The following is an 18112-nucleotide window of genomic DNA, read 5'->3' on the forward strand; positions in this document are numbered from 1 at the left end:
TAATGGGAGGTGCTATGCCCGCAGAAAGGCTGGATACAGAGTGGAATGACCTCGTCCGCAGCATCGAAGGGGATGTGGGCACATTCGTCGATGAGTTCATTACGGAGTTTTTAGCACGCAGCCCCTACGGTGATATCGCCGTTGATGAGTCGGATTTGCGGGAAACTTCACGGGCGGTATTTACCGCATTGATTACTAAACTATGGGATGCTCCCCAGGGCGAGTCGGCCCTTCCTGCTGGCGAGCAAGCAGCTCTCGATAGGCGCTTACAGGAATTTGGCCGCTTGCGGGCACTGCAAGGGATTTCCATTACTGCGGTGGTAGAGATCATGCGCCTAGACTTCATCGTTCTTTGGCGCGGGCTAGCTAAGCGTTCCACCCCACAGACTCAACGTGCTCTAATCGCGAATGCAGAGCGGGTACAAGCTGCCGTTGATGAGATTTCTTCCCAAGTCAGGGTGGCGTTTATGCAGCAACAAGCGGCGATGCGCAATGACGCGAGGGTCAGTGCGCACCGTCACTTGGAAAGACTGTTTAATGCCCCAGAGCTAAGTCAGAACCAATTAGAGTCCGTTGCCCAGGCCTTAGGGGTGGACCAGCATGAGGTTTATGATGTTCTTGTTGCTGGTCCCTCACACGCCGCCCAGTTGGAGCAGGCTTTGGCGCCGTATCTGGCGGCCGGTTCGGCGTGGGGTATTTATGTGCGCCAGGCTTTTTGTGCTTTTTACCCGGTTGCAACAGCACGAGGTAATGAGGCGGCACCAACGGCAAGTCCAGAGGCTGCAGACGCGTTAGCACCAGAGGAATCCTGTGTCTTAGATCGTGCCCGTGAGATGACTGCGAAGGCTGTTTCCAGCATTGTTCTGCCAGCCCAACGTGGGATTGGGGCGGTGCGCGCGTGTAGTGGCGGACTGATTGACATGGCAGCGGCGGTAGAAGCCTCTGGGGTGATGCGGGATGTGGGGCCGATATTAGCCGAGGAAGCTTTGCCCATAGCCTTAAGCAGTTATGCGTATCATCTGCTTCCCGGCGGTACTGATGAGCCCGTAAGCCGTATGGAGCGATTGCCGGACAAAGAACGCACCAAGTTGATTGATACAGTCACATCCTATTTTGCGGACGGTTCTATCAAAAGCACCGCCCGCGCGCTGGATTGTCATCGCAATACAGTCATTAACCGGCTCAAGCACTTTCATGAAGTAACCGGGCTATCACCATTGGTGCCTGCCGATGCGTTCTACATAGAAATGGTGCTCTATCGGTTAAAACATACTGCTAAATAGCACAGTTTTATTGCGCTGCAGGCAATGACAGATCCTGATCGGTATACACATTGACCACGGCCGGAATGCCATTATTAACTGCATTTAAAGCGCGTTCGATAGCCTCGGAAACATCTGCGTCCGCGTCTACTGATTCTCCATGGGCACCGTACCCCTTGGCGACGGCGGCAAAATCCGGATTAGCCAATTGCGTACCGGAGACACGGTCTGGGAAGTGATTTTTTTGGTGATCGCGGATGGTGCCGAATTCACCGTTGGTCATGATGACCGTCAAAAATGGTGCCCCGAATTGTACAGCCGTGGCAAGTTCCTGACCATTCATCAGGTATTCCCCGTCGCCGGCAATGGCAACCACGGGGCGTTCAGGGAATTGCAATTTCGCCGATACCGCACCTGGTACGGAATAACCCATCGACCCGTTGCGCGCTGCTAGTTGAGAAGGGTAGTGCTGGGTGGGCAGAAATTGTTGTGCCCAAATGCAGTGGTTGCCTGCACCAAAGGTAAAAATGGCCTCTTCCGGGAGTTGGTCTTGCAACGCCTTAATGACTGCTTCCATATGCGCGGTGCCTGCAGAGGTTGCTCGCCAGTCCGACTCACTTGGAATGGTGGAGAACTCCTGGTGAGCGCGACGAGCGTTTTTAAACCACTCGGATTGCGCTGAAGATATCTCTCCGGTGTTGATGTTGTCGAGGGCTTCCGCCAAGGCAACGGGGGAAGCCAAGATATGGCGGCTGATGGCTCCGGAATGTCCACGTAGGCCGGTATCGATGTTGACCACGATATTTTCCGCATGGGGATCTTGGCGCAAGGTATATCCGTCGGAGGGGACATCGGTAAGCAAAGCTCCTACCTCCAGTAGCACATCGGCTTCAGAAAGGAGCTCTGCGGCATGTTCATTGCGGCCATAGCCCAACCAACCGGCATTGGCTGGCGAAGAAAAGGAGATGCGGTCGCTGGCGCGAAAATCGTGCACCACGGGAATCTGGTTGATTTCCGCGAACTTTTCGATCGCTCGCGCGGATTCTGGGGTCCAGCGGCCGCCGCCGGCAAAAATTAACGGCTTTTTGGCAGCAGCCAGCTTTTCCGAAACATAAGCGGCATCCGCTGCAGAAACGGCTCCCTCCGTCACTGGGATGGGTTCTTCAATTTCGCCTGCAAAGTCCTGGTAGAGCACATCTTCCGGTAGTCCCACGATCACGGGGCCGGGGCGGCCTTGCTTGGCCTGGAAGAAGGCTTCTGCCACGACGCGGGAGGCGCGCGTTGGATCATCGAGGACGAAAACCTGCTTGGCCTGAGTGCCAAACCACGCCTTAGGGTCGAATTCCTGGAAGGATTCACGGTCGCGGTCAGAGAAGGGGATGAGACCGACGAAGATAACCATTGGAGTGCCATCCTGCCAGCCGGTGTGGACTCCTACGAAGGCATTGGACGCGCCGGGGCCGCGGGTGACCATGGCAACACCGGGCTCGCCCGTAGCCTTGCCGTAAGCCTCTGCCATATAGGAAGCGCCGCCTTCTTGGCGGGACACGATCGCTTCTACAGGTGAGTTATACAGCCCGTCCAGGACAGGCAGGAAGCTTTCTCCAGGGACGAGGAATGCCCGAGAGGTGCCGTGGGCAGCCAGGGATTCGGCGATAGCGGTACCAACATGACGACGAGTCATAGCAGTCACTCCTTAAAACTGTGCACTGAATTACTGCATTCATTATCCAAGTCTGATGCTATGCCTGTCTAATGTCTAAACCGCTGCTATTTCATTACCATTGCGCATAACCAATGCTTAAAATAGGTATGTGGATATACAACGCGTCAAATATTTCCTTACCCTGGCGGATTCGCCCACAGTCACCGCAGCGGCTTCTAAGCTCGGCATTACCCAACCGGCATTGAGCCGGCAACTGCGTCGCTTCGAAAAAGAGGTCGGCCTCGAGCTGTTGGAGAGGGGCACGGGCGCAACTGGTTCTCCTGCTACTTCATTGCGGTTGAACGATACGGCTCGATCACTTCTTCCCGCGTGTCGTCGCCTTTATGCTGAAAACCGAAGTACCGAACGTGCCACAGAAGTCCTGCGGCAAGGTGTCGTAGAACGGCTAATTATTGCTGCAACACAAACTACGATTTCCACCATCGTGGCGCCTCTGATTGCTACTGCTCAAGAAGGCATTCCAGTGGTCACCACACAGCCGATAGAACACTATGCAGCATTCAATGCTTTGGAAGGCAATGCCGATGCCGTGGTGTCTCCATTGCCCCCACGAGATGACCTCTGCTTTCATGCGTTGGGGCAAGCCCCCATTCGCGCCTGGGTGCCGCCAAGCTGTGCGTTGGCCGGGCGGGACAACGTGGATATTGCGCAGCTATCCCAACACAGATTGGCGCTTCCTAGCCACCGCAGCGTGTCCCGCACTCTGTTTGATGCCTTCCTTGGTACCGCAAGCGCCCCGCTCGGAGAGATGATTGAATGCGATGACACCGCCACCTTATTGGCGTTAGCTAAAGCGGAGAAGGCCCTTGCGATTTGTACTGCAATTGCCGAGGCTAACTTGGTACCGCTAAAAATTACTGCGGGCGACGAAAGCCTTCAGGGGGTACCGCTGTATTTGGTGTGGAATCCGGGCCATTTTGCTAGCGCGCAATTAGAGAAATTGGGCGATGCACTGCAGAACTATATTGCTGCGGCTACGACGGCCTAAAGCGATAGTCTGGGGAACGTAAGAATGGCGGACAAAATAGCGCCTCCTCTGCTGTGTTGTGGTTATAGCTGTCATCGTTGCTTGCGTATTTATTGCCGCGCAGTACGAACTAAATGCTTGGCGGATACAACAAGAGCGCTATGGGTGGGGTATCGAGCACTCCCACGGGCGCGTCGCCATGCATAAGCACGGCATGGATGCGCGGGACCTAGAAGTATTGCTACAATAGATGGTACAATAGGGAAACTTTTTGCATTTATAGCCTGCGGCGATGTAGAGCCCCGGCTACGCTAAATGCGTTATGAAAAAGCTGGCAATAAGTTCTCTCGTTACCGCACTTTCCTTCGTGACCATCCCTGCTGCCCAAGCGGTCAGCCTCGATCCCCACTCCGTGCCTGAGCGCACGCAGATCACCGTCAGGCACGATTCCGGCGCCACCGTCTCTACCGCCAATAGTCATGAGTCCCGCCCGGCGCTATCCTTGAGCAAGATCTACCTGGGGTATTGGGTGCTCAAGTACGGTTCTGTTGCCGATAAAGCCCAGACGGTTCTGTTGCCGATAAAGCCCAGGTAGAACATATGATCCGCTACAGCGACGATGCCGTGGCCAGCGACCTGGACCGCCGCTACCCGCAGGCCATCCCCAGCATCATCCAGGAATTCGGGCTGAGCGAGACCCACTACACCGGCTACTGGGGAACCACGCAGACCTCGACCGAAGACGTCGCGCGGTTTACCGCGGAGATCCAGCACGATCCCATCGCTGCGCCCATTTTCGCGGGAATGGCCACCGCGGCTCCCGTGGCCGCGGATGGGTACCGCCAGGATTTCGGCACAGACCACATTCCCGGAGTATGGGGCACCAAATTCGGTTGGTCCGATGACCGCACCATCCACGCCTCCGTATCTACCGGGCATGGATTTACCGTAGCCGCCAATACGTACGGCGATGCGCAGACCCATACCGCGGATGTCACGCGCGGCATCGGCAATGCGCCGGTCGGCGGATCCAGTGAGGCCATCGGCGCGCGCATCGAAAATGACCTCAACCTGCCAGAACCTGCGCAGCAGGCGCTTCGCGATGCCACCCGCACCGCCGCCGACCTTGAGCGCCAAGCGTGCGCGAACGCTAATCAAGCCCTGGCGCAGGTCAGCCAGGTGCGGGTCTGCCAATAAGCGCCGAACAGCTGGCCTTTAGATCAGGTTCCAGACGGTCACGGCCATGATGACAAGGCCCATGCCAAAGACGAAGTAATTCCAGATATCGTTTTTGAACTGGGAATAATCATCGACCTTTTTAAACATGTAGACCGGCAGCAGATAGACCAAGAATGCCACGAAGATGCCGCCGACCACGGAAATCATGTCCATGATGGAGGGGTTGAATACTGACACGAGGGTCGTTGCCACGAATACGATGACATAAATGGTGTTGAGCAGCGCGCGGCGCGAGAGCTTATTGGCCATGCGGGGAACGGCAATGCGCAGGAGGTACTCGGTGCCTTCCTCGGAACCAAGCATGTGCCCGAAGTAGGAAGAGATGATCGCGCACATGGTAATTAGCGGTGCCATATAACCAATGAACGGCGTGCCCGTGACGTTGGCGAAATAAGACAGCACCGGGATGTTTTGATCGGCTGCCTCCTTCAATCCGTCCGCGCCGAGCGCGAGGACGCAGGACCAGACGAAGAACATGGTAAATACCACGAGCATTGCGGCGGTATAGAGCTCCACGCGGGAGACGAATTTCTCCGTCTTCTTGCCGTAGGCCGGCTGCACGTCTACGGAGAACTGCGATAGCGCGGCCATGTGGGAAAAGGAAAAGACCAGAACCGGCAGGATGAGCAGAATACCTTTAAGGATTCCCCAGATACCGCCTTCGTATTCAACGTTAAGGAAGCTTTCGAAATCCCACTTGGGGATCAAGTAAATGGAGGTTGCCGCCAGGGCGATGATGAGCGGGTAGACCAGCATTTGGGCCAGCCACAGCATGGGGCGGCGGCCGATGGCAAAAAGGCCCGTCATGACGCCTACGCAGGCAATGGACAATATCCACCGATTGATGCTCGGCCCGCCGAGCTGGTTGACGATGAAGCTATCGACCACATTGGTGATGCTGATGCCGTAAATGAGCACCGTCGGCACGATGGCCAGACAGTACAATACTGCGATGAATAGGCCGCTATTGCGGCCCAGGTAGTAACGCACCAGCTCCAGGACGTCCTTGCCGTGCTGTTCTGGTGGCGCGCCGCTGACTATGCGGGCATAGGTCCGGTGGGAAAAATACACCAACGGGAAGATGAAGACGGTGGCGAAGACGAGCGGCCAAAAGCCGAAGGCACCTGCGTTGAGCGGCAAGAATAGGATGCCGGCGCCAACACCGGTGCCAAAAAGCGCGATGACCCAAGACAGGGTGGAGCCCACTGCCTTTTGCCGGTTGGCTTCCTCTGCGGAGTTTTCGGGAGCTGCCCCCTCTATACTTTCCGTGCTGTTATCCGTGCGGGACTCGTAAGTTGGGGCATTCATGAAGGTGTTTAGTCCTTTAAGTGGAGGATAGGTGGCAAAAGCGCCTTGTAGAGAGTGTAGCGAAAGTCACTACCGGCATATGCCATAAACCACATATTTATGCGCCCGAGAGAGCACCAGAAGGCTCAGGCGTTCAAAGCAACCGCGTTTGTCCAAAAATCGAGGGAAATTTTGGCGGAATGCGGTTGTTTTGGACATTTTGGGAGAAACAAGCACGGCTTGGGGTTAGCGGGTGAAGGCTAGCGCGTCCTGTGCGGTGCTGTGGCTGTAGCTGTCATCGTTGTGTGCGTATTTATTGCCGCGCAGGATGAGCCAGACGCTCAGCGGGTACAAGATGATTGCTACGGCGAGGGCTTGAATGATGGCGGCGATATCGGAATCGTGCAGGTAATTCCAGCCAAAGTGCAGGAGGAAGGATACCGCGAGGCAGCCGAGTGCCACGCCGATGCGCCACCAGAGCGGCTTGGCCGCCGCGTAGAGGGCCCAGCCGATGCCCCAACCGGCCAGCGCCGTGAGCAAAACGTGCAGGCCAGGGCCGGCGATAAGGCGCAGGCCCCACATCTGTATGAGCCCGGCGAAATCGCTATCCGGGTGGGTGGTAGCGCCCATGGAGCCGTAAAGGATGTTTTCGTTGGCCTCAAAGCCAAGGCCCACGACGGCGCCGACCATCCACCCGTGCCAGGGGCGGTTGAGCTGGCGGAAGGACATCAGGACGAATAAAACGCCTGCGGCCTTGGAAATCTCTTCGGGATAGGCGCCGCTCCAGGACATGAAGGAATCGACCCAGCCTGAATTGATGGCGAGCTGCATGACCGCCGGGGAGCTTATAGATGCCAAGCTAATGGCCATGCCGGAGCCCCATAAAAAGGCAAGCGGTGCCCATACGCGCGCCGGGCGCGCCCACATCGGGCTCAGGCGCAATAGCGCTATGACTACCGCGACTAGGATCGCCGCGATGAGGAAGCTGATAATGCCCATCAGCGGCGAGATAAACAGCGTAATGACTGACTGGGAGATAAATCCGATAAGCCCCAGGCCGGAGAAAATCCACAGCGCGGTGCGAAAGAGTTTAGACATTTAAACCAAGGCCTTTCCAGAAAACTCCGCGATATCAGCAGTGAATTCTTCTGGTAATTCGTCTTGCCCAAAGGCTTTCCAGAGGCGTTCAGTGGTCGTGCGCGTTGCTGCGGAATCCCCGGTGACGGTGACCACCCAGTCCTTATTCTCGTCCGCGCCGGTGCCGTTGATGGAGATGGCGGCGGTGGAGGAGGGGGCATCGGCAAGCGCGAGGGCGCCATCTTTACCTTCGTAGACCTCGCCCTCGGGAAGGCCTGGGGCCATGCCATAGGCGCGGACCATGCGGCGCAGGGTGTGCTCATCGTCGTCGGTATCTTCCACGATGACCGCCTGCACGGTGACGTCACCGCAGGTCCAGCCAACGCTGGCCAGCGAAGCATAATCGCGCTCGCAGTACAGATCGGAAACGGTAATATCCCAGTCGTGGCTGGGATCGGACAGGGTTACCTGCTCCACATCGGCGTGGTGCGTCGGTAGCACCGCGTGGACGATAGCGGGCAAGGCAAGGACCACCGTCACGAAGGCGATGATGGCGATAAATAGGCTGCGCGGCCGGGCTGGTGGAAACCGGAATTTTTCCATAGTCCATACCTTAACTGGAAGGTTTGGCCTACAGTGGCAACCATGAAAGATCTTTATCAATTGGTCAATGGACCTTGGGTAGAAAATCACGTTGTCCCAGATGATCGCGGTGTGGATGGCACCTTCCACGCCCTGCGCGATGAAGCAGAAGAACTGGTTCATGACATCGTTAAAGATAACGATGGCCGCCCTGGCAAGCTCTATGCATCCTTCATGGATACTGAGGGAGTCAACAATGCTGGCATGGCCCCGCTGGATGCGGACCTTGACCGCCTGAGCGCCGCCGACCCCACGGAATTGGCGCACCGCTTGGGCGAGCTCGAGCGCGAGGGCGTGGGGGCGCCGGCGACGTTCTGGGTAGAAAAGGACTCCGGCTCGGAAGAAGCCGTGGCCTATATCGTGCAATCCGGGCTGGGCCTGCCGGATGAGGCCTACTACCGCGAAGAAGCGCACGCGGAAACGCTGGCCGCCTATGAAAAGCACGTGGCCGAGATGCTGGGTTTTATCGAGCCCACCCGCCTATTTGGCCTCGGCACCGAAGTTGCCGCCGAGCGCATCGTCGGCTTGGAAAAAGAACTGGCGGCAGGCCACTGGGACGTGGTTTCTACCCGCGATGCGGTAAAGACCAATAACCCGTGCGAGTTTTCTGAGCTTCCCTCCATCACCCAAGCCTTGCTGGCCGGCGGGAAGCTGCCGGAGCACCGCGTGGTGAATATGATGCCGTCCTACCTGGAGCACCTGGAAAAGCTCTTTACCGCTGACCGCATGGCCGATTGGCAGCTGTGGGCCACCTGGCACATCCTGCGCTCCCGCGCCGCCCTCTTGCCGGAGGAAGTGGGCGCCAAGAACTTCGAGTTCTACGGCACCCGTCTTTCTGGCGCCACCCAGCAGCGCGACCGCTGGAAGCGCGCGGTGGGCTTGGCCGAGAGCCTGGTAGGAGAGGAAATTGGCAAGGAGTTCGTGGACGCGCACTTCCCAGAATCCTCCAAGCGCGAAATGGATGAGCTGGTGGACTACCTCATCGCTGCCTACCGCGAGCGCATTTCCCAGCTGGAGTGGATGACCCCGCAGACCCGCGAGCGCGCCCTAGAAAAGCTCTCCCAGTTCAAGGCCAAGATTGGTTTCCCCGATACCTGGCGCGACTACTCCGGGCTGGAAATTTCTGACCAGGGCGCGGATCTGATTGCCAATGCCCGCGCCGGGTCCGCCTTTTCCCACGACTATGAGCTGACAAAGATTGGCAAGCCCGCCAACCGCGACGAGTGGGTCACCACCCCGCAGACCGTCAACGCCTTCTATAACCCGGTGGTCAATGACATCACCTTCCCGGCCGCCATCCTGCGCCCGCCGTTCTATAACCCGGATGCGGATGCCGCTGAGAACTTCGGCGCCATTGGTTCTGTCATTGGGCACGAAATTGGCCATGGCTTTGATGACCAGGGCTCGCAATTCGATGGCCAGGGTAACCTGAACTCCTGGTGGTCTGATGAAGATCGCGCGGATTTTGAGGCGCTTACGGCAAAGCTGGTGGAGCAATTCGATGGCCAGGTGCCTACGGTGCTAAAGGATGCCGGCACCGAATCCGCCGGCGTCAACGGCAAGTTCACCTTGGGTGAAAACATTGGTGACCTGGGCGGATTGGGAATTTCCGTGGTGGCCTACAAGAATTACTGCGCCGATAAGGGCATTGACCTGCTGGGCCAAGAAGAGGAATTTGTGGTCGACGGTGCCGAGCCGGAATTGGCCGAGCACACCTACAACGGCCTGCAGCGCTTCTTCTTGTCCTGGGCCCGCGTCTGGCGCACGGCCATCCGCCCGGAGATGGCGACCCAGTACCTGGCCATTGACCCGCACTCGCCCGCGGAGTTCCGCTGCAACCTCATCGCCGCGAATATCGCCGAGTTCTACGAGGCTTTCGACGTGGACAAAGACTCCCCGATGTACCTGGCCCCTGAGGACCGCGTCACCATCTGGTAAAACGGTTCTCCCCCGAGCCCACCTTGTGCGCATCATGTGCACGCGTAGGCTCGGGGATATGACTGATGCACACGATAAAGATCCGCACCGGCCGCTAGAGCCCGGCCAAGAATGGCGCATCGGCGGGCAAGACCGCCAGATGAGCGAGGAAGAACAGCTAGAGCAGCTGGTTTCTTATATCGACGCCCATTATGAGACGCCGGATTTCCGCCCGCCTTGGGCCGGCGGTGGCTCGCCGGAGGCGGACCAGTATTGCGCACTGTTGCCAGACCGCATCACCCACGCCGCCATGATGGTTCTGGGCACCGGAGTTAATCATGCGCTGCCCGGCACGGCGTTTACGGACGGCATTACCGTAGAATCCGCCGAGGTCGGCGCCATTTTTCGCCCCTCTGAGCCCACCGGCCGGTGGGCGGTATCGCTGCACTCCGGCGGCTGGTGGCGCGGCGATGGTAAGGCGCTGGAAATGCAGTGGCGCCCCGAGGTCGCCGCCGCCGCGCAGCTTTCCGGCACCACCATCATTGACGTGGATTATCCGCTCGCGCCGGAACATACGGTCAACGACATGGTCGCGGCGGTCAACCGCGCCATTGATTACGCCCGCGAGCAGGGCGCCTCCCACGTCACCACGTGGGGATATTCTTCCGGCGGTGCATTGGCAGCGCTCGCGCCTGCCGATGCCCTCTTGCTCACCTTCCCCGATTTCGGCGCTCTGGCCAACCTGCCGGAGGACTACCGCGTGGGCTATGAACTGCCCAAACAATTCCCTGAGACCTTCGTGCAGACTGCGACCGAGGACGAGATAGCCGATCGCGTCCACATCCCGCAGGCGCACGAGCGCGATTATGTCTCGACCCACCGCGTATCCACCCCGGCCGTGGCGCGCCAACGGGTGCAGGATGCAGCCGAATTTTTGCGCGGTGAGCTGGCGCAATAGATTAAGGCTCCATTATTTCAGCGATAATCGGGAACTTATGCCAATAAGGCTGCGACTAGTGAGCCATGAAGACTACAACTCATGGTGCGCTATCGCGCCTGCATAAGTTTGCCGGCGTGATCGTCGCGCCGTTCCTCATTGTTGCCGCGCTCAGCGGCTTCTTCTACGCGCTCGCGCCCACCCTTGAGCAGTGGGTGTACCACGATGAAATCACCGCCACCGCGCACGGCAGCCCACGCAGCTTGGACGATCAGATCGCCGCGGCGCAGCGCCAACACCCCGGCGCTGCGGTGGCCGCGGTGGAGGCGTCTGAAGATCCAGAAGAGACCACCCGCGTGCTGTTCACGGATCCAGATGCTAAGAGCCCTAGCTACACCCATGCGGTATTCGTTGATCCAGTAGACCTGCGCATTACCGGCGAAGAACAACAATACGGCGGCTCGCGGGCGCTGCCACTGCGCACGTGGCTATCCAATGGCCACCGCACGTTGTGGTTGGGCGAGCCCGGCCGCATCTATGCGGAGCTAGCCGCGTCCTGGCTCGGTGCGCTGACGATCGCCGGTGTCTATCTGTGGCTCAAGCGCAGGAAGAAAACCCAGAAGAAAAACAATAAGGCGCTGCGGATACACGCCCGCTTGGGCAGCTGGTTGCTGCCCGGTTTCCTATTCCTCACCATCACCGGCTTGACCTGGTCGATGGTCGCCGGCAGCAATATTGGCAAGGTGCGCGAGGAGCTCAACTGGAAGGAGCCATCCGTGGCAACTTCTGTGGCAGAAGCCGGTGCCGGCACAGGGGCAGGCGAGGGTTCCGGCGCGCATGCTGGCCACGAGGGCCACGCGGGTCACGAGGGCCACGCTGGGCATAGCGGCGGTGAGGTTACGGACAACGACGTGCTCGAGGGCGCGCAGACGGCCTTGTCCACCGCCCGCAGTGAAGGGCTTACCGGGGTGCTGCGGATGACCCCGCCGGAGCAGGCCGGCGATGCCTGGACTGTGCGCGAGGGGCGCGCGGCATACAAGCTGCGTAGCGATGCCGTAGCGGTCACCGCAGATGGCCGCGTCATTGACCGCATCAATTCGGCGGATTGGCCGCTGGCCGCCCGGTTGACCTCCTGGCTTATCCAATTGCACATGGGCACCCTCTTCGGCATCTACAGCCAGGTGGCCCTGGCCGCGCTGGCGCTGGGCCTTCTCGTCATCAGCATCGCCGGGTTGTTGATGTGGTGGAATAAGCCGCGCCGGCGCCTCCCCGAGCTAAAAATAACCCCCGCCGTGGTGGCAGGGGTTGTGATCTACTCGATCATTGCGCCGCTTTTTGGAGCATCGCTGCTCCTCTTCTTCGCCGGCGACTGGCTGGTACGCCGGCTGCGGCCCCAGTCCCGATCTCGGTCCCGATCCGGCTCTCAGTCCGGAACGGGCCGCAGCAACGGGGACAGTGGGCCTACTGCTCGTCCTCGGGGCGAATCTTCATCTCGGATTCCTTCCACAGTCCAGAACGGGTAACGTCCTCGTAATCAATCTCCGCGTCGGCCGGGGTATTGCCCTGCGAATCGGTACGCAATTCGTACTTTTCAATGGCACCCCAGTCGCGCGCCCAATCGTTGTTGAGGTAGCTCGGGATTTCGTAGGAGTAGTTCACCGCTTCCGCGGTGGACATGGCGCCACCACCGGCGAAGGATTGGAACTCCGTGAGCGAGGTCTGCGCCGAGGCATCCGGCAGGATGCGGTACTCCGGAATCTCGGTCACGCCGGCGTAGTGGTCAAAGGTGCGCTGGCAGGGGAACTGCAGGGCCACCGCCCAGTCCAGCAAGGCTGGGGTTTCCTTGGGGAATTGGTTATTGATGGTGTCCAACTCCGGCACGCGCGGTGGGGTAAAGGCAATCCAGTCATCCTCGTCGGTGGAGTCATCCTTGGCCACGAGGCGAACCACGTTGGCATCGTCAGGCAGCTTATCCATCGGGATGCGCAGGTTGCGCCACTTGGGGGTTGCACCGACGGCGGACATCTCCTCTTCGCCCTTATTGCTGACGCTGCCATCCTCATCGATGGTGCCGTACTCCAAGGTGAGCTCCATGCCGTCTTGTTCCACGCCGTTGACGTCATGGTGGTAGATATTGCCGGCCGCAGAAACCGCGAGCACTGGGGTCTTCTCGGTTGCCTCCGGCAGGTTATACCACTGGGTGGTTACCTGCGAGGTGGCCTCTTGGTCCTCTGAGTACGAGCCCAAGACCGGCACGGTGGTGTAGTCCAAGTTGAAGGGCAAATGCATGGTGGAGCCATTGACTCCTTCGGTGCCGCGCACGCCGCCCTCAGAGGTATTAGTGGTCTCTCGGGCGTGCTCATCCTTTTTGCGCTTGGTCTCCTGCGAATCAGAGGAACCAGAAGAATCGGAGTCATCGCCGCCCAATTCGGTATCCGAGCCCGAGGTCGCGTCCTGCGAGGCAGAATCGGAGTCTCCCGAGCTGCCACCGATGGCACCAACGGAAGCAGAGTTCTGGTCTTCTGGCTCGATCGACTCGGGGATATTATTCGGCCCGAAGCCAGCGTGGGTCTCGTCCTCATTGATGAGCGAATCGCCCAAGCTACCGCTGACCGGAGTGAGGAAGGAGTCATTGGTATTGGTCTCCACCAAGGTCTCGTTGGCCAGCGAGCAGGTATCGCCGCGCAGGGACGCGAGGTTGCCCTTGCCCACGGAGTAGGAATCCGCCTGGGCGATGGTGGACTTGGCAAAAGAGGCCATGGAAAAAGCCACCACAATGGCGCAGGCTAGCGCGATGGGCGCGGACATGATGCCGGCCGAGCGCGATACCTTGGCCGCGGCGTCGTCCTTGAACTGTTCCACAGTGCCGTCTTCTTGCGCCTGCAGCTTGCGGTGATCGTGGCGCAGGGATTGCACCACGCCAACCGCGAGGACGACTAAAGAGATGGCCAGCAGGATCTTATTGGCCTCAACACCCTTGAACTGCACCGTGCGGTCCCACCACGGGATGCCGAAGGAGGAGACATACCACCATGCGTTCCAGCCCGCGAACGTTAGCGCGAGCAAGAAGATGACCGCCGCGATGCTGAAGGTGCGGGCGCGCGGCGAGTGCAGCGCAAACCGGGAGAGGACCACGGCGGCGAGCGCGGCAATGACACCGGCTACTCCGGCATAGATGCCAAAGTGATGCGTCCACTTGGTTGGAGTGAACATGAGGAAGAACATGGACAGTGCCACGATGATGAGCAGGCGCTGGGTAGGGCCAACGGCGATGCCGCTGATCCGGCGATCCTTAATGACCGCCGCCGCAATAAGTGCCAGGCAAAACAGCATGGTAAATACGGCGAAACGGCGGGTCAGCGAGCCGTCCACGGATTCTTGGAAGAGCGTGGAGTAGCGGGCGTATTCCGAATACCACGGCAGCGACGGGCCGACCTCAGAGCGGACGCGGGTGGATTCCATGACATTGGCCAAGGTTTGATCCCCGAATGCTGCGACCATGATGGCGGTGCCAGACGCCAAGAATGGTGCGATGAGGGAAAGCCAGCCGGTGGCGCCGCCGCCCATGGCGGGAACGCGCTCGCTCATTGCGCGGAAAAGGTGGGGCACGCTCACGAGGAAGACGCCGACTGCAAATAGGCCGGTTGGTCCAGCGGCCAGCGTCAGGGTAGCGGCGATGGTACCCACCGCGGCGGGCAAGAGGCGGCGCGTGGCGATGGATCGCTCAAACGACGCCCAGGTCAGCATGACGCCGAAGGCCACGATCGGCTCCGGGCGAATGCCATTGTTATACGGCAGCCAGAAGGCTAGGAACATCAGCGCGGCCGTCCAGTGGCTAACGCGGCGCTTGTCGATGACCTCCCCAAACCGCGGCAGCATTTCGCGCGAGAGGATAAACCAGGTGATAAGACCTGCAATCAAGCCCGGCAGGCGCACGAACACGGACGCGGTGGAGATTTGGGACAGCAGCGCGACGAGGTCGTAATACGGCGCACCGAAAGGCGCCTCGGGCACGCCGTACCAGCGGTAATAGTTGGCCATGTAGGTGGCGTTATCGAAGACGCGGCTCATGGAGAAGATGAAGCCATCGTCTGAGGTATTAGCGCCGAAGATGTACCAGAATCCCAAGATGGCGGCGACCACGCCATCAAGCGGGCGCACCTTCTTCCACGATTCCGGCATGAACTTCAAGCGGCGGCCATCAAGCCGGTCGATGCGCCAGAGGCAGTAGAGGGACACAATGACCATGGCGCCGCCCAGCCACATGGCGATGGTCTTAACCGGCGACGGCGAAGAGGTAAACCGCGAGTTGATATCGACGTGGACATTGAGGCCATCATCAACCAAACGCTGCACGTCGGCCTTATCGTCCAATTCGGTATAGACGCCGGTTACCTGTGGGCGCAGATCGTCGTCGGTGGTCTTTTTATGCTTGCCCACGCTGACGGTGGTGCCGTCGCCGGTGGCGGAGATCTTGAGCTTGGCGGCATCGTCAAGCTGCGCTACCTCCTTGGCGTTGAGGGTAAGCAGCACCTCATCGAGCGAGACGACGGATAAGCCGTCATCGTTGGCGCGGACGAAGAGCCCGCGGTTCGAGGCCTTCTTTGACTCCGGCGGCACGGTGCCATAGACCATGTTCTGGCCATCGCGCAGCTCATTGACCGCGGACATGGGGATGGTGGCCTCTAGCGACTCGGGAGCCACGGAGATAAGCGGTGCGTTGATGGATTGCACCGAATCATGCTGCGGCCAATCATAAGACGACTGGGTCTGATCCACCGGCAGCAGCGGGGTGGCTATAAAACACAAGAAGCCAATCAATCCGGCAATGATCGCCGTCCACCGCAACCCCTTAGGGGCGGTGGAAAAGCTCAAGCCGGAAGATCTCGCTTTATTCGAATTCACAGTTAGGCTATCTGACACGGCGATTAGTGTACGTCAGATAAGCCGTACTTCTTGGGTCCACGCCCGATAACACGGGCGAAGTGTGGGTGAACTTACTGGGTTCGTACCGCTGTTACGAAAGGACCGGTTTGTTTGAGCTCCCAGCCCTTGTCAAAAACCTCGGCGTTGAAAAAGACCGCGCGGAAGCGAATATTGGGCTGGTTGGGATAAATATCCTCGGCCAAGTGCAGCTTGTAACCGTCGTCTTTATTGTCTAGATCGCCGCGGAAAATCATGACGTCTGGCCCGCGCCATGGGGTGGAATCCAGCGACTTCTTGAATTCTTCGGGGCTTTGCTCCCAGGAATCATTCGCCCAGGTTTCAATCTGGTCATTGCGGGTCGTAAACTCGCCCAGCGGATTGGCATAGTGGCTGGTAAAGGCGTTAAAGCCCCAGTACGGGTAGTAGGCCATGAACGTCTTTTCATCCGTGAGGACCACGGTTTCATTGGCGGTATAGCCCTGGTCCTGGATGAAGTTGTGGATATCGAGGTAGTGGTGGGAGGAATCGCTGGTAAAGCGGTCCCCACGCTCACCGTAACCATCGGTATCGCGGTAGGCGTAGTCGATGGCATCCTCATTTTCCTCCGGGATCTGCTGGGCATAGAACACACCCGCCAGCGTCAAAATGACGCCGAAGACGGCGGTCAGGCGCTTATTGCCCGCGCTGGAGAAGCTAGCGGGGTACAGGCGGTGGATGCCAACGGTGCGCACCTCCCCTAGGGCGAGGATGCCGGCGGTGGCAAAGAGCAGCACCACGATGACCTCGAGGCGGAAGCTCAGCAGCGTGGTGCCGGCCAGGGTCACCACCATGGATAAGATGATCCACCCGTAGATGCCGATGAGGGCAAGGCCGAGCGCGCGCATCTCCGCGTTCTGCAGGCGCATGACGATGTAGACCAGGCCGACCAAGCAGAGGAATCCGACGATGCTCAAGGACAAGAAGGGCACCGGAAGCTGTGTGCCTTCTTCCGGCAGGTAGTGCTGCGCGGTGGTTTGCAGCGGGGCAGAGGAGTGCAGCACGCTCCAGAGATAGGGGGCCCATGCAATCAGCGCGATGGCGATAGAGATAACCGCGATGATGATAAGCCGGATAATGGGGCGCCACGTGCGCTCATAGAATGCGGTAAATACCGCAATGAGGCTCACGACGGTAAGCGCGGCCGCGCCAGTAAATAGCGTGTAGAACGTGGCGGAAATACCCAGGTACAGCGCCACCGCAAGGATGGACAAGCGTGATCCCTGGAAAGCCCTAGTGCTCAAGACCGCAATGGCAGGAATACCCATGGCGATAACGGCAGAGTACGGCTCTTCCGCCGCGATGGTGAGCGTGACGGCGGTGGTGGTCAGCGCGATGGCGGTTCCCACGGGCAGGGACTTAGTGAGGTGCTGCCAGATGGGAACGAGGATGCAGCCTGCTACCGCAATGGAAATCAGCGACCAGGGCTGGTAGACCTCCCAGCCTGGGACGCCGAGCAACGAGCCGAGGCGCCCTCCCAGCCAGAACCAGCCCAGCGGGTAGAAGGTGGGCATGTCCAGGTAGTTCATGTCCGCATAGCCCATTTGATCCACCGAGCGGGTAAGAAACTGGGTGCGGAATGCTTGGTCCACCTGCACGCCATCGAGCCACAAGCGCGAAGCAGAAAGCGGCAGGCCGATAGACGCGAGGGTGAGAAGGGCCGGCGATAGGTAGGTCACCGCGTACGTCACCCACGTGCGCCACCGCGGCCTGGAGAAAGTCTCCTTGTAGTGGTCATAAATCCACCACGCGCTAAATCCACCGGCTAGAACCAAGGTGATGACGACGCCGACGGTAGATAGCGCGCGGGTGACCATGGAGGTATTAAAGGACGGCAGGGATACCGCCTTGAAGGCATACCAACCAAGGAGGGTGACGATGCCGCCACCGAGGGCGGCGAAAAGGATACCCAGCAGGGTAGAGCGGTGGGGGAGTGCATCTGCGTGATACGCGGTGGTGCGATTCTTCTCGCTCGCTGGAGCTTTTTGGGAAGGCGTAGCTGGGCTTGTCATGCCCTTTAGTTTCGCATACCTTAATCCCACTTCTGGGATAAGGCGCGGTGTGAGCTGGCTTATTAACTAGCAAAGTGCGCAGGG

At 59.2% G+C, this 18112-nt stretch carries 14 protein-coding genes; 8 read left to right on the forward strand and 6 right to left on the reverse strand.

Features of this window, described 5'->3' with window-relative positions; translation table 11 throughout:
• The first annotated feature begins 14 nt into the window (after nt 1-14).
• A complete protein-coding gene (locus HMPREF1267_RS01015; protein ID WP_023028096.1) occupies nt 15-1283 on the forward strand; it encodes a helix-turn-helix domain-containing protein in 1269 nt (422 codons plus the stop codon).
• 7 nt (nt 1284-1290) lie between these two features.
• Here HMPREF1267_RS01015 and HMPREF1267_RS01020 read toward each other — a convergent pair whose 3' ends face one another.
• Nucleotides 1291-2946, reverse strand: a complete 1656-nt coding sequence (locus tag HMPREF1267_RS01020; RefSeq protein ID WP_023028097.1) for a thiamine pyrophosphate-dependent enzyme — start codon at nt 2944-2946, stop codon at nt 1291-1293.
• A gap of 130 nt (nt 2947-3076) precedes the next feature.
• Between HMPREF1267_RS01020 and HMPREF1267_RS12515 the strand changes: the two genes are divergently transcribed.
• The 4 genes from HMPREF1267_RS12515 (at nt 3077) to HMPREF1267_RS01030 (ending at nt 5152) form a co-directional block, all read left to right on the forward strand.
• Nucleotides 3077-3976 carry a LysR family transcriptional regulator gene (locus HMPREF1267_RS12515; protein ID WP_034666756.1) on the forward strand — a complete coding sequence of 300 codons (900 nt, stop codon included), beginning with the start codon at nt 3077-3079 and terminating at the stop codon, nt 3974-3976.
• 58 nt (nt 3977-4034) lie between these two features.
• Nucleotides 4035-4205 (forward strand): hypothetical protein, encoded by a 171-nt coding sequence (locus HMPREF1267_RS13260; RefSeq protein WP_005276281.1) that lies wholly within the window; start codon nt 4035-4037, stop codon nt 4203-4205.
• A gap of 72 nt (nt 4206-4277) precedes the next feature.
• Nucleotides 4278-4550, forward strand: coding sequence for a hypothetical protein (locus tag HMPREF1267_RS13265; protein WP_023028098.1), 273 nt, complete (start codon nt 4278-4280; stop codon nt 4548-4550).
• A gap of 5 nt (nt 4551-4555) precedes the next feature.
• The gene (locus HMPREF1267_RS01030; RefSeq protein WP_023028099.1) at nt 4556-5152 is read left to right on the forward strand and encodes a hypothetical protein; all 597 of its coding nucleotides are present in this window, start codon (nt 4556-4558) and stop codon (nt 5150-5152) included.
• 18 nt (nt 5153-5170) lie between these two features.
• On the opposite strand, the gene HMPREF1267_RS01035 is transcribed toward HMPREF1267_RS01030, so the two are convergent.
• The 3 genes from HMPREF1267_RS01035 to HMPREF1267_RS01045 form a co-directional block, all read right to left on the reverse strand.
• The gene (locus HMPREF1267_RS01035) at nt 5171-6502 is read right to left on the reverse strand and encodes an amino acid permease (RefSeq protein ID WP_023028100.1); all 1332 of its coding nucleotides are present in this window, start codon (nt 6500-6502) and stop codon (nt 5171-5173) included.
• A gap of 225 nt (nt 6503-6727) precedes the next feature.
• Nucleotides 6728-7579 (reverse strand): PrsW family intramembrane metalloprotease, encoded by an 852-nt coding sequence (locus HMPREF1267_RS01040; protein ID WP_023028101.1) that lies wholly within the window; start codon nt 7577-7579, stop codon nt 6728-6730.
• Complete coding sequence (locus tag HMPREF1267_RS01045; protein WP_023028102.1) at nt 7580-8161, reverse strand: hypothetical protein; 582 nt, start codon at nt 8159-8161, stop codon at nt 7580-7582.
• Between the two features lie 42 nt (nt 8162-8203).
• Between HMPREF1267_RS01045 and HMPREF1267_RS01050 the strand changes: the two genes are divergently transcribed.
• The 3 genes from HMPREF1267_RS01050 to HMPREF1267_RS01060 all read left to right on the forward strand — a co-directional run bounded on the left by HMPREF1267_RS01050 (nt 8204) and on the right by HMPREF1267_RS01060 (nt 12577).
• Nucleotides 8204-10138, forward strand: coding sequence for a M13 family metallopeptidase (locus HMPREF1267_RS01050; RefSeq protein WP_023016508.1), 1935 nt, complete (start codon nt 8204-8206; stop codon nt 10136-10138).
• A gap of 58 nt (nt 10139-10196) precedes the next feature.
• Nucleotides 10197-11075 (forward strand): alpha/beta hydrolase, encoded by an 879-nt coding sequence (locus HMPREF1267_RS01055; protein WP_023028103.1) that lies wholly within the window; start codon nt 10197-10199, stop codon nt 11073-11075.
• Between the two features lie 65 nt (nt 11076-11140).
• Entirely contained in the window at nt 11141-12577 is a 1437-nt protein-coding gene (locus HMPREF1267_RS01060) for a PepSY domain-containing protein (RefSeq protein ID WP_023028104.1), read from the forward strand.
• Here the strand turns inward: HMPREF1267_RS01060 and HMPREF1267_RS01065 are convergent.
• Entirely contained in the window at nt 12516-15977 is a 3462-nt protein-coding gene (locus HMPREF1267_RS01065) for an arabinosyltransferase domain-containing protein (RefSeq protein WP_023028105.1), read from the reverse strand. The two genes, HMPREF1267_RS01060 and HMPREF1267_RS01065, sit on opposite strands and share 62 nt — an antisense overlap.
• Nucleotides 15978-16051: 74 nt before the next feature.
• A complete protein-coding gene (locus HMPREF1267_RS01070; RefSeq protein WP_023028106.1) occupies nt 16052-18028 on the reverse strand; it encodes a galactan 5-O-arabinofuranosyltransferase in 1977 nt (658 codons plus the stop codon).
• Between the last annotated feature and the right edge of the window lie 84 nt (nt 18029-18112).

Source organism: Corynebacterium sp. KPL1824, from assembly GCF_000478095.1.
Lineage (GTDB): Bacteria > Actinomycetota > Actinomycetes > Mycobacteriales > Mycobacteriaceae > Corynebacterium > Corynebacterium accolens.